Source organism: Polaribacter sp. IC066 (assembly GCF_007997085.1).
Taxonomy (GTDB): domain Bacteria; phylum Bacteroidota; class Bacteroidia; order Flavobacteriales; family Flavobacteriaceae; genus Polaribacter.
This window is the reverse complement of sequence record NZ_VORR01000053.1, coordinates 15,714-27,675: the sequence shown is the minus strand read 5'-3', so window position 1 is coordinate 27,675 and position 11,962 is coordinate 15,714. Positions and strand designations below refer to the sequence as shown.

Below are 11,962 nucleotides of genomic sequence, written 5' to 3'. Positions count from 1 at the left end.
AGAGAAAAGGTAATCGAATTCTTAGAAAGTCACTCTTGGAAAAATGAGGAATTCAAAAATATCCTAACAGATAATTTTCAAATTATTAAACCTAATTTTTCGGGATCCTATTTGTAATGAGTATACATTACAGAACGCTTACTCTGTTTTTACATTAATGGCACTTAAATAAATAGCTCTTTTTTGCTGCTCGTTCTTTTCTCTTCGTCATTGTGAAGAATAAAAAAATCTATTTATTAGACTGTTCTTCTCTTTGTGTGGGATTCCTTTAAAATTATTACTTTTGCTTGATTAACGGTCTTAAGGCTATTTATCTATTTTTTCAAATACATAACCAAAAGTCTGTTCTCCTATAAATGTGGCATTTGAAAAAACCACTCTATCTTTAAACAGCTCAACCAACGGATAAGTAGCTCCCAACATCTTGCAGTTGTGCCTACGGAAACATTATCGGTAATCCTGCATTTTTCTAAAAATAATGAAGTCTTCATTACTTCTACACCGTTTAATGTATATTGGTATTAACTACTTCATCTTCAATTTTTTACGAATCAGTAGATGTTCCGAAACAACGGGTGTCTCCTAATTCGATTTTAACCTCTTCGGTACTTTCGTATATTGACGAAGTAGGAACTAAAAAAGTATATGTATCGTCTGTAACGCATTCGCTACTTATAAAATTTAGATCACCTCTGAATTTTTCAGGCAGTATAATTTCTTTTAATTTCCACGATTTATCAGAACCTTCATGTAATTTTAGTAACTCGGTTATTGTAAAATCTGTAGCTCTTGCTTTAGAGGTGTTATCTAAAAGTGGTTGTTAGAATCGCAGTTTGCAAATATCAAGATTAAACATAGCGCGAAAAATAGTTTGATATGCTTTTGATTTTTCATTTTCTTTATTATTAAAATTATTTATTTAAGAGATAATTCTTAAAGTATGACATACAAATATGAACGAAATATATGGCTCATTTTAAGTTATGAAATTTTAATATGCATTAGCAATTGACATGCCAAAATTAGTATTGTTCGTTATAATTATTGTTTATAGTCAGAACCAAAAAATTAAGGCACTAAAAATTCACCAGACCAATCAGTATCCATTCTCGTAAACAAAACTCTTATATGATTAGGTCGTTTTAAACGTAAATATTCAATTGTATTGGGGATAAGTTTTACAGGACAGAAATAGTTTTCTTCTGCTTTGTAACCTACCTCATCGGGATTTTTTATGGGAGTACCCGGTGCTATACTTGTGGTGTAATCTTTTCGAGACTCGGCTTGCACTGTATGCCAATAGGTTGCAATTTGTTCTTTATCTGTGATTAATTCGGCTTTTCCTTCAACCCGTATTTGCAGTAGCTTTTTAGAATCATAAAACAAGGCGCTAAACTCAGCATTATCTTGAATATCTTTTACTTTTTGAGTTCTTTTGTCTGTATAAATTACCAAACTTAAATCGGCCAACGTTTTTCGCAACACAACCGTGCGCTGCCTTGGTTTGCCATTTTCATTGGTAGCCAAAACGAAATATCGAAAAGCATGTCGTTTTTTTGAATGTCCGTTAACAAGTTCTTGTTTGGCTTCTTCTAGTATTTGATTTTTCAATTGTATGGGTTTATTTTAAGCGAAGTTATCATATAATCGTTTAAAAACGTTTCTAGGTAAAGATGTATTTTACTATGAAGTGATAAGGACAAATTATAGGGATAAGCATCTTCTTTTTTTATCTAAACAAAAAATTATCCGGACTTTAATTTTTAATGAACAACCATAAGGCAGTGTTATTTAGGTATCAAAAAGGAATATCTTTTTAATATTTCGACTCAGACCGTCGAGGTATTAAACCCAAGATCCCGCTAAATACTGAAACAAGCCTTCCTGCCGGACAAGAAAATTGTGTTTCACTAATAAGAATATTTATTTAAAAGCATTTATTTAATATGCTGTGTAATTCTTATTATTCGAAGTAAATTTATGAATTCATTAAATCAAAAGAAATTTTAATACCTGTAATAACCATACCAGTGCCAATAATAGCGATAATTAAACCCATTATTTTTCCGATAACCGAAATAACATTATTACCAACAACTTTCACGATAAAATCACTTGCTCTAAAAGTTAGATATGTAAGCAAACTCATAAACCCAAATATAGCAATTACCAAAAAGATTTGAATATTTTCTACATTTGCCACAAAATTCATTGCAGTTACAATAGTACCTGGACCTGCTAAAATAGGAATCGCCATTGGAGAAACAGCAATATCTTCTTTTGTATCTATAGTATCTAAACTTTTTACATTAGATTGTTTGGACTGCAGCATATCAAAGCCAATAAAAAATATTAAAATTCCTCCTGTAATTTTAAATGCAGGAATGCTAATATTAAACAATTCAAAAATATATTTGCCTAACAAGACAAATACTGTAATAATAATAAAAGCAATGATGTTTGATCTTTTATTAATATCCCTTTTTACTTTTTTGTCTAAACCTTGGGTTAAAGACACAAAAACCGTCATGTTAGATATCGGGTTGGTTATGGCAAAAAAGCCAGTAAATACAGTAATTGCGAATGTTATTAGATTATCCATCTTTAGTAAAAAATTGAGCGGCAAAAGAACATAAATAATTGCTGTTTTAGCAGATCTATTTTTCTTTTTTTTGATTAATATCTGCTCTTATTATAACGTTTTCTTATTGCTTATAAACTTCTATTTATTCCTATTTTATATTCTTAATTACGAAGAATAAAAATAGCAAATTTTTAAATAATATAGCTTTTTGAAATAAATTCGGAATCAATATACATTATTATATTGAATTAACTTTAAATACCTAGAAATAAATATTTAGATCTCTTTCCTCAAAACCTCTAAAGGCGGACTTTTTAAAACGCTTCTAATATTACTTAAACCAATGAGCACAACCAAAATGGTAATTCCGGGTAGAAATACTAAAAACGGTACAGCAGAGGGTATAAAGGGTTCTTTAAATAATAAAGTTGCCAATAACTGACTGCTAATGAGCGATAATAGAATTCCGACCAAACTACCCAAAACTCCTAAATACACATATTCGAGCGCCGTAATTTGCAGAATTTGTTTGCTCTTGGCTCCTAATGTTCTTAACAACACACTTTCTTTGATGCGTTGGTATTTACTATTTCTCACAGAACCTACCAAGACGATAATTCCTGTAAGAATACTAAAAAAGGCCATAAAATTAATAACCCATGATATTTTATCTAACACATCTTCTACAATGGTAAAAATTTGCCTTAAATCTAAAATAGAAATATTTGGGAATTTTTTCACCAAATCTCGTTGTAAATCCGCAGAGCTCGCATCATTCGGCACATAGGTCGTCAATACATTAAATTTTGGAGCCTTTTCTAAAACGCCTGCCGGAAAAACAATCGAAAAGTTCAATTGCATATTTGCCCAATTTACTTTTCTAATACTGCCAACAATAGTTTCCATTAAAACTCCTTGAATGTTAAAAATGACCGCATCGCCAACTTCTAAACTCGCATCTCTGGCAATATTATCGGCGATTGAAATTAAAATGGGTTCGCCCTCCTCTATTTTTGGTGCCCAAGTTCCCGCTACTATTTCTTCGGATGCTATTAATTCACTTCGATAAGTGGTTCTAAATTCGTGGTTTAAAATCCATCGGTTCATGGTCGATGTAGAATCTTTGCGAATATCATTTACCAATTGATCTTTAATACGATGCATTCGCATGGTTACAATCGGAATATTATCAATAACGTCTAATCCTTTCGGAAGAATTGTACTCACAACCGCTTCTTCTTGGTCGGCTTGTACATCCATTAAAATAATATTTGCATCCTTTGAATTGCTATCCATAGATGTTTTTGCCAACAAAATATCTTTGGTAAAATATAAGGTGCTAATTAAAAAAGTCCCCAATCCTATGGCTAAAATTAAAACCATCGTTTGATTGTTGGGCCGGTATAAATTTAGCAAACTTTGTCGTTTTGTAAAACCCCAATTAGTAGGAAAGTATTTTTTGATAGCTTTCATAAATAAACTCGAAACCCCTGCCATAATGGAAAAAGTAATCAAAATACCAACCGTAAATACGAGTCCGTTAAAAGCATCTTTTAACAACCAAAACGAAAATAAAAAGATAAAAAGTAGGATCGCTGCAAAAGTAAAAAGTCTAGCTTTTCTTGGTTTTACCAAATTATCATCAGTGCCTCTCAATACTTCTAAAGGAGAAACATACCAAGTACCTAACAACGGCAATAATGCAAACAAAACCGACATTAACACCCCCAGCGCTACACCCATAATTAAGGGCGTTGCACTAATAGATACTTGAACATCAAAAGGTAAAAATCCCTTTAAAACATACGGAAAAGCATATTGCAAGCCGATGCCAATGGCAGAACCTAGAAGTCCACCAATCAATCCAATGCCAATAATTTGCAGTAAATAAATTAAAAATGTTTGTTTTCTTGTAGCTCCTAGACATTTTAAAACAGCTACATTTTTAAGTTTTTCTTTAATGTAAATATGAACAGAACTTGCAATTCCGATGCAACCTAGTAATAGGGCAATAAATGCCGATAAATTTAAAAATCGCGTAACGTTGTCGAACCCTTTTCCTAAACGGGCACTTGTGTCTGTATGCGTATCAAGATCTGCATTTTCATCATCTAAAATAGGATCTATTTTTTTATTTAGCAATTCCAAATCCATTTTTGGTGCAATGAAAAAATATTGATATTCTTTTCTACTCCCTATTTGTAACAATTCTGTTTCGTCTATATAACGAAAAGGAATGAGCACTGTTGGCGCCACTGAACTAGAAATAGCAGAACTACCCGGAATCGATTTTAACGCTCCTATGATTGGGAATGTTAACTTGCCTAATTTAATAGAATCGCCAGGGTTTAAATTATATTGTAATAATAATGTAGCATCGACCAAGGCACCACCTAATTCTTGATAGGTTGCAGCAGCGTTAATTGGTGCGGTTTCTAAATTTCCGTAAAAAGGAAAAGCACCTTTAATGGCACGTACTTTTACTAATTTTGTTCCCTCGTTTTTAGGAAATGCGGCCATAGAGACAAAATTAACTTCAGAAGCATCTGCTCCTAAAGAATCTATAATTGCCAAAACTTTTTTAGAAGGAAGCTGTTTGCTGTCGATAATAAAATCGGCGCCCATTAAAGACTTTGACTGATTTTTAATATTGTCTTTTAGATTATCGCTAAATAATTGAATGGAAACAACTGCTGCAATGCCTAAAATAATAGAAGCCATAAATAAAAGCAATCTAGAAAGACTTGCTTTGCCATCTCTCCAAGCCATTTTAAAAAGCCATTGTACCGGTGTTTTTGAGGTTAATTTGCTCATGAAACTGCTACTGTTTTTTCATTAGACATGATTTTTCCTCCTTTTAATCTTAAAATTTGCTGTGTTCTATTGGCTAACTCTAAATCGTGTGTAATAATCACCAACGTAGTGCCCGCTTCTTTGTTTAATTGAAATAATAATTGAATAACTTTTTCGCCAGTTTCTTCATCTAAATTTCCGGTAGGTTCATCCGCAAATAAAATAGAAGGTTTGTTAGAAAATGCTCTAGCCAGTGCAACTCGTTGTTGCTCACCACCCGATAATTGAGCTGGGTAATGATGCACACGATCTGATAAACCTACTTTTTGCAACAATTCTAACCCAAATTTAGTTGCGTTTTTTTCGCCTTGCAATTCTAAAGGAACAATTACATTTTCTAATGCCGTAAGAGTTGGCAACAGTTGAAAATTTTGAAATATAAAACCAACTTCTTTATTGCGTAAAAGAGCGCGTTCATCTTCATCTAAATCTTGCAAATTACTTCCGCACAATGCTATACTTCCGTTGCTCGGATGATCTAAGCCAGCGCACAAACCCAATAAAGTGGTTTTTCCACTTCCAGAAGGCCCTACAATAGAAAAGATACTTCCTTTTTCTATATCAAAAGAAATATCGCTTAAAACTGTTAATTCTTTTGAACCACTGGTATATGTTTTTTCTAGTTCGTGAATCTTTAATATCTTTGTCATTGTATTTATTTCATATAATTTTACTCAAAAATGATAAAGTCGAAAAATAAACAATTGAATTTAAATGTAAAGGATTGTAGCTCTAATATTTTCTTAAAGTTATGTTATTTTTCATCAGTAGTACTATTACTTTCTTGCGGATCGGATACTTCTAAAAAAACGAAAACATCAGAAACAACTTCCATTAAAACTGAAAGTAAAAAAGCAGAAAAAGTCGTAACAAAAAAGGTATTGTTTTTTGGTGATAGTTTAACGGCTGGCTATGGATTAGACGATATCAATGATGCTTTTCCTGCATTAATTCAAATTAAAATAGACTCACTTTCATTAAAATATACGGTTATAAATTCTGGTTTAAGCGGTGAAACCTCTGCTGGTGGTAAAAGCAGAATAGATTGGGTTCTGAATCAAAAAGTAGATATTTTTATATTAGAATTAGGCGCAAATGATGGTTTACGCGGCATTCCTTTAAAAGAAACAAGAAAAAATTTACAAGCTATTATTGATGCTGTACTTGCAAAAAATACTGCAACAAAAATAGTTTTAGCGGGCATGCAACTTCCACCAAATATGGGTATCGATTACATCACAGAGTTTAAAACTATTTTTCCTGAATTGGCAAAAAAAAATGGATTGAAATTAATTCCGTTTTTATTAAAGGATGTTGGCGGTGTTCCTGAATTAAACCAAGCAGATGGCATACATCCTACAAAAGAAGGTCATCAAATATTGGCTAAAAATACATGGGCAGTTTTAGAATCATTACTAGATTCTTAAAAATAACTACGGCTATAATTTATAGGAGCCACGGGGAGGAGAAACTTTTAAAAGGTATCTCTTATTCGTTTTCTAATAAATTTATTAAACAAAAAACAGCATCTAAAATAATTTTAGATGCTGTTTTATACTTTATAGAAAAACTATTTTACTTAAGTGATTTCATATCAATTACAAATCGATATTTAACATCGTTGTTTATAATACGTTCAAAAGCGGTATTAATATCTTGCATATCGATTAACTCAATATCACTGGTAATATTATGTTCCCCACAAAAATCTAACATTTCTTGTGTTTCTTTAATTCCGCCAATTAAAGAGCCAGCAATACGCTTACGTCCCATAATGATACTTCCTCCATGAAATGGTTTTAAAGGCTCTACTGCACCAACTAAAACCATCGTTGCATCAATTTTAAGCAATCCTAAATAAGGATTCATTTCATGACCAACAGGAATGGTGTTTAGAATAAAATCGAAACTACCCTGATGTTTTTTCATGTCATTGGCATCTTTAGAAACCATCACTTCATGTGCACCTAATCTTTTTGCATCTTTTCCTTTTTCTGGTGATGTAGTAATCATGACCACATGAGCACCTAATGCATTGGCAAATTTAACGCCCATATGCCCTAATCCTCCTAAACCGATAACACCTACTTTATCTCCTTTTTTCACTTTCCAGTGTGTTAAAGGTGACCAAGTTGTAACGCCTGCACACAATAAAGGTGCCGTTGCTGCTTCATCTAAATTTTCTGGAATACGTAATACAAATTTTTCATCAACCACTACCGATGTTGCATAACCGCCATAGGTTTGTGCGCCTTCAATATGTGGATCGGGACTATTATAGGTAAACGTTGCTCCTTTTTCACAAAATTGTGCAAGATCTTGCTCACAAGAAGAACAGGTTTGGCAAGAATCTACCATACAACCTACACCTACTAAATCGCCAACTTTATGGGTGCTAATATTCGCACCAATCGCTGTTACACGTCCAATAATTTCATGCCCAGGAACTATTGGGTATTTTGTTCCTTTCCAATCGTTTTTTGCAGTATGAATATCACTGTGACAAACCCCACAATAAGTAATATCAATTTTAACATCGTCGACCCCTACTGCTCTTCTTTGAATATCTAAAGGTTTTAAATCTTCTGTTGATGCTGTTGCACCGTATGCTTTTACTGTTGTAGTTGCCATTATTATGCGGTTTTTAAGGTTACTTTTAATTCGATTTCTGTGTTTAGTAATTTAGAAATAGGACACGCTTCTTTTGCTTTGTGTGCTATTTGCTGAAATTGTTCTGCATCGATATTTGGTACATCTCCTTCTAAATTTAAGGTTATTTTTGTAATGGTTCCGTCTTCAAAAGTTACGGTTGCATCCACATCTAGAGTGGTTGCTGTAAAATCGGCCTCATTTAAGAAGAAGCTTAATTGCATTGCAAAACATCCTGCATGCGCTGCGCCTATTAATTCTTCTGGATTCGTTCCTTTTTCTCCATCTTCAAATCTTGTATGAAATGAATATTGTGTTTTATCTAAAACTTTACTTCCTGTGGTTAGATTTCCATGTCCGTCTTTTCCACTTCCTTTCCATGCAGCATTCGCTTTTCTTGTAAATTTCATATGATATGTTTTTAAATTAAACTATTTGTTTAGAAGCTATTGGATAATCTATATATCCTTTTTCTCCTGTGGTGTAAAACGTATCTTGATTCCATTCAGCCAAAGCCAAATTGTTTTCAAAACGCTCTACTAAATCTGGATTTGAGATGTATGGTTTGCCATAAGCCACCAAATCTGCGAACCCTTCTTCAATTACTTTATTTCCTTTTTCTTGATCAAAAGAAGCATTAATCATTAATGTTCCGTTGTATAATGGTCTAAAATGTTTAGCGATTTCCTTTACAGCGTATGATATTTCTGAAACATCTGTAAAAGGTTCCGATAAGTGCAGATATGCTAAATCATAATCATTTAATTTTTTAATAATGTATTCAAAAGTCGGAATCGTATTTTCATCCATCGTCATGCCAAATAAGCCATGTAAAGACGGATTAAAACGTGCTCCAATGTTTTCTTGTGGCATCACTTCTTTAATCGCATCTAAAACTTCGAAAAAGAAACGTGCTTTATTTTCATTACTTCCACCATATTCGTCTGTTCTTTTATTAGAAGATCCGTTAAAAAATTGATGAAATAAATAACCATTAGAAGAATGTATTTCTACACCATCAAAACCTGCTTTTACTGCGTTTGCAGCGGCATTTTTAAAATCTTGAACTGTAGTTTTAATTTCTTCAACCGTCATTTCTTTTGGCGTAACGGTATCTTTAAATCCATCAAGAGTATACGATTGTTCGTTAGGATTTAAAGCTGATGCTGAATGTGGTAAATCTCCGTTATGAAAATCTGGATGCGATATTCTACCAACATGCCATAATTGAATAAATATTTTTCCGCCTTTCTCGTGCACACGCTTGGTTACTTTTTTCCAGCCTTCTACTTGTTCATCAGAATATATACCCGCAGTGTGAATATAACCCACCGCCTTTTTAGAAACTTGAGCCCCTTCTGTAATAATTAAGCCTGCAGATGCACGCTGTTCATAATATAAACCATGTAGCTCATCCGTTGGCACATTGCCTTCATTATCTGCTCTACTTCTCGTCATGGGTGCCATCACAACGCGATTGTTTAAATTAATGTTTTTATGATATGGAGTTAATAGAAATTGTTTGTTCATGTGTCTTATTCTGTTTATTAATTAAAACAAAGCTACATAACTAACACATCAATCTACTTGATCTATATCAATTAAGACAGATTTAACTTTTTAGATTCTTTCTTACTCTGCTTAAGTTTTCTGGAGAAACCCCCAAGTAATTTGCAATATTATAATTAGGAACTCTTTCTTTTATATTCGGATAGGACGCACAGAACTCAAGGTACCGTTCTTGTGTGTTTTTTTCTAAAGTTGATAAAATCCGTTTGCGTTGCGCTATAAATGCTTTAGTGGTTAAAAGCCGAAAGTAACGCTCAAAGATGGGCGCTTCTGCATAAATTTTTTGCAGATGATCATAATGAATCGATATTAATTGAGCGTCTTCAATAGCTTCGATATACAAAACAGAGGGCACTTGGTTGTAAAAAGCATCAAAATCGCCAACCCACCAATTTTCTATAGCAAACTGAATAATACATTTATTTCCTTTACTATCCATATAATACGCACTTAAACATCCTTTTAGTACAAAATATTCGTGTTTTACGTGGGTCCCTGGTTTTAGTAAAAACTGACCTTTACGAACCGTTATTTCATTTAACGCAGCATTAAATACTTGTAAATCGATCTCGGACGGATTGATATGCTGTTTGATGTGATTACTGATAGACTGATGCATTCTACAAAGATGGTAAAATAATTAGCTTTAAAATGATAAATTTTATGATTCAGGTGGTTTTATATAGGTTTTTTTTATCAAACAAAAATATTTACAAATAACTATAAATCAATACTTTATTATTAAAATTATCTTCACACCATTTTTAAAATAGATTTACAAATAAATAGCGAACAAGAATTTAAAAAATAAATAAGATGTACTAGTGTACAAAAAAAGTTAGCGAGCCTTCTCTAAAACCATGGCAAAGAAAACAAATGCTAGAAAAAATAATTACATCAATATAATTGTATCTTTGCGCTCATTATAAATCTTACGCAAAACAACACTTTAGTGAACTCCTATGCCTTTTAAAAAATTACATGTAGCAATAAAAGATAAGCTAGAAGATCTTGAAATAACGACTCCTACGCCATTTCAAAGCAAAAGTATTTCTGTTATAAAAAGTGGCGCCAATATTTTTTGTGTTGCGCCAGAAAATAGCGGAAAAACAACGGCTTTGATTCTCACAACCATGCAAAAATTAAAATGTGAAGAAGTAGGCACGGCACCAAGAGCCATTATTCTAGTGGGTGATAACGAAAAAGCAAAAACTTTAAATGATTCTTTTGCTGATTATACAAGACGTACTTCATTGCGCGTTTATCTGTGTGATGAAAAGTTACATATTGATATGCTAAAATCAGAAATATTTGAAGGTGCAGATATTCTTATTGCTACGCCTAAAATTATGAACAAATTGTTTTTATTAAATGGCGTAAATACCACGCAACTAAAAATGTTGTGCATCGATGATGCGGGTTTTTTAAACCAGAATACCCCCCTTACAGAAATGATGGCAATTACCCAAAGCCTAACCAAATGCCAATTTGTAATTTATTCAGAAAAAATGCATCCTTTTTTAAAACGATTTGAATCTTATTTTATGAAACACGCAAGAACAATCGCTATGTAAGAATTTGAAGACGCTGTTATTTCTTTCTCTGACCCCATTCGATTAAAAATTTATATTTTATGATTCCTAAATTACATTATTTATCTCAAGGAAGTTCTCCTAAAGAACATTTAGAAAATATTCAAAAAGCATGTTCTGCAGGTACCGAATTGGTGCAATTGCGTTTAAAAAATATTTCAGAAAAAAAATGTTTAAAATTTGCAGAAGAAGCCAGAGAAATTACTTCTCATTTCCAAACCAGATTGATTATAAACAGTCATTATAAAGTAGCAAAAAAGGTAAAAGCAGATGGCGTTCATTTAGAAACTTCAGATGTGTGTCCTATAATTGCAAGAACTCATATATATACTTGGCAAATAATTGGTGCAACCGCAAACACTATTCAAGAGTGCGAAACAGTCATTAGCAAACAAGTAGATTATATTGGTTTAAGTCCTTTTAAGGGATCAAAAATTAAAGAAAATTTAGAGATAGCTTTAGGTTTAAACGGTTACCGAGCTATTCTAGATGTTTTAAAAACCGATACACCAATTATAGGTATGGGTGGCATTATCCCAGAAGATGTAAAAGATATTTTAGAAACAGGTATTTCTGGAATTGGGGTTTCTGATGCAATTACAGCCGATTTTAATAGTGTAAAATTATTTAACGAGTTATTAAGTGCTTCAGCTACAGAAGAACAAAGACATACTTTTTAAAGAGGATTTAATTAATTATTTTAATAAAATATAGG

11 protein-coding genes are annotated in these 11,962 nt (G+C 32.5%); 3 read left to right on the top strand and 8 right to left on the bottom strand.

Annotation, left to right across the window (positions count from 1 at the left end):
• Window positions 1–1,068: 1,068 nt before the first annotated feature.
• The 4 genes from ES044_RS15170 to ES044_RS15155 all read right to left on the bottom strand — a co-directional run bounded on the left by ES044_RS15170 (window position 1,069) and on the right by ES044_RS15155 (window position 6,087).
• Entirely contained in the window at window positions 1,069–1,611 is a 543-nt protein-coding gene (locus ES044_RS15170) for a pyridoxamine 5'-phosphate oxidase family protein (RefSeq protein ID WP_147120174.1), read from the bottom strand.
• Window positions 1,612–1,978: 367 nt separating this feature from the next.
• On the bottom strand, window positions 1,979–2,602 hold the full coding sequence (locus ES044_RS15165; RefSeq protein ID WP_147120173.1) for a MarC family protein: 624 nt from the start codon (window positions 2,600–2,602) through the stop codon (window positions 1,979–1,981).
• Between the two features lie 258 nt (window positions 2,603–2,860).
• Window positions 2,861–5,398, bottom strand: a complete 2,538-nt coding sequence (locus ES044_RS15160; RefSeq protein WP_223269231.1) for an ABC transporter permease — start codon at window positions 5,396–5,398, stop codon at window positions 2,861–2,863.
• Complete coding sequence (locus ES044_RS15155; RefSeq protein ID WP_147120172.1) at window positions 5,395–6,087, bottom strand: ABC transporter ATP-binding protein; 693 nt, start codon at window positions 6,085–6,087, stop codon at window positions 5,395–5,397. Before ES044_RS15155 ends, ES044_RS15160 begins: the two co-directional genes overlap by 4 nt.
• Window positions 6,088–6,117: 30 nt before the next feature.
• Here ES044_RS15155 and ES044_RS15150 point away from each other — a divergent pair, with 30 nt between their 5' ends.
• Window positions 6,118–6,864 (top strand): arylesterase, encoded by a 747-nt coding sequence (locus tag ES044_RS15150; RefSeq protein WP_147120171.1) that lies wholly within the window; start codon window positions 6,118–6,120, stop codon window positions 6,862–6,864.
• 148 nt (window positions 6,865–7,012) lie between these two features.
• Here the strand turns inward: ES044_RS15150 and ES044_RS15145 are convergent, their stop codons facing one another.
• From ES044_RS15145 to ES044_RS15130, 4 genes are all read right to left on the bottom strand, one after another.
• Window positions 7,013–8,068, bottom strand: a complete 1,056-nt coding sequence (locus ES044_RS15145) for an NAD(P)-dependent alcohol dehydrogenase (RefSeq protein WP_147120170.1) — start codon at window positions 8,066–8,068, stop codon at window positions 7,013–7,015.
• Window positions 8,069–8,070: 2 nt separating this feature from the next.
• Window positions 8,071–8,496: an OsmC family protein gene (locus ES044_RS15140; protein ID WP_147120169.1), complete on the bottom strand. Its 426-nt coding sequence runs from the start codon at window positions 8,494–8,496 to the stop codon at window positions 8,071–8,073.
• 16 nt (window positions 8,497–8,512) lie between these two features.
• Entirely contained in the window at window positions 8,513–9,616 is a 1,104-nt protein-coding gene (locus ES044_RS15135) for an alkene reductase (RefSeq protein ID WP_147120168.1), read from the bottom strand.
• Window positions 9,617–9,698: 82 nt separating this feature from the next.
• On the bottom strand, window positions 9,699–10,274 hold the full coding sequence (locus ES044_RS15130; protein ID WP_147120167.1) for a Crp/Fnr family transcriptional regulator: 576 nt from the start codon (window positions 10,272–10,274) through the stop codon (window positions 9,699–9,701).
• A gap of 343 nt (window positions 10,275–10,617) precedes the next feature.
• Here ES044_RS15130 and ES044_RS15125 point away from each other — a divergent pair, with 343 nt between their 5' ends.
• Both ES044_RS15125 and ES044_RS15120 read left to right on the top strand, forming a co-directional pair.
• The gene (locus ES044_RS15125) at window positions 10,618–11,229 is read left to right on the top strand and encodes a DEAD/DEAH box helicase (RefSeq protein WP_147120166.1); all 612 of its coding nucleotides are present in this window, start codon (window positions 10,618–10,620) and stop codon (window positions 11,227–11,229) included.
• Between the two features lie 59 nt (window positions 11,230–11,288).
• Window positions 11,289–11,927, top strand: coding sequence for a thiamine phosphate synthase (locus ES044_RS15120; protein ID WP_147120165.1), 639 nt, complete (start codon window positions 11,289–11,291; stop codon window positions 11,925–11,927).
• Window positions 11,928–11,962: the final 35 nt, after the last annotated feature.

What these genes read in the sequence shown, in the direction of transcription:
- ES044_RS15140 (WP_147120169.1), bottom strand. Translation starts at nt 8,496, where the DNA reads ATGAAATTTACAAGAAAAGCGAATGCTGCATGGAAAGGAAGTGGAAAA.
- ES044_RS15155 (WP_147120172.1), bottom strand. Translation starts at nt 6,087, where the DNA reads ATGACAAAGATATTAAAGATTCACGAACTAGAAAAAACATATACCAGT.
- ES044_RS15135 (WP_147120168.1), bottom strand. Translation starts at nt 9,616, where the DNA reads ATGAACAAACAATTTCTATTAACTCCATATCATAAAAACATTAATTTA.
- ES044_RS15145 (WP_147120170.1), bottom strand. Translation starts at nt 8,068, where the DNA reads ATGGCAACTACAACAGTAAAAGCATACGGTGCAACAGCATCAACAGAA.
- ES044_RS15130 (WP_147120167.1), bottom strand. Translation starts at nt 10,274, where the DNA reads ATGCATCAGTCTATCAGTAATCACATCAAACAGCATATCAATCCGTCC.
- ES044_RS15165 (WP_147120173.1), bottom strand. Translation starts at nt 2,602, where the DNA reads ATGGATAATCTAATAACATTCGCAATTACTGTATTTACTGGCTTTTTT.
- ES044_RS15120 (WP_147120165.1), top strand. Translation starts at nt 11,289, where the DNA reads ATGATTCCTAAATTACATTATTTATCTCAAGGAAGTTCTCCTAAAGAA.
- ES044_RS15150 (WP_147120171.1), top strand. Translation starts at nt 6,118, where the DNA reads ATGATAAAGTCGAAAAATAAACAATTGAATTTAAATGTAAAGGATTGT.
- ES044_RS15160 (WP_223269231.1), bottom strand. Translation starts at nt 5,398, where the DNA reads ATGAGCAAATTAACCTCAAAAACACCGGTACAATGGCTTTTTAAAATG.
- ES044_RS15125 (WP_147120166.1), top strand. Translation starts at nt 10,618, where the DNA reads ATGCCTTTTAAAAAATTACATGTAGCAATAAAAGATAAGCTAGAAGAT.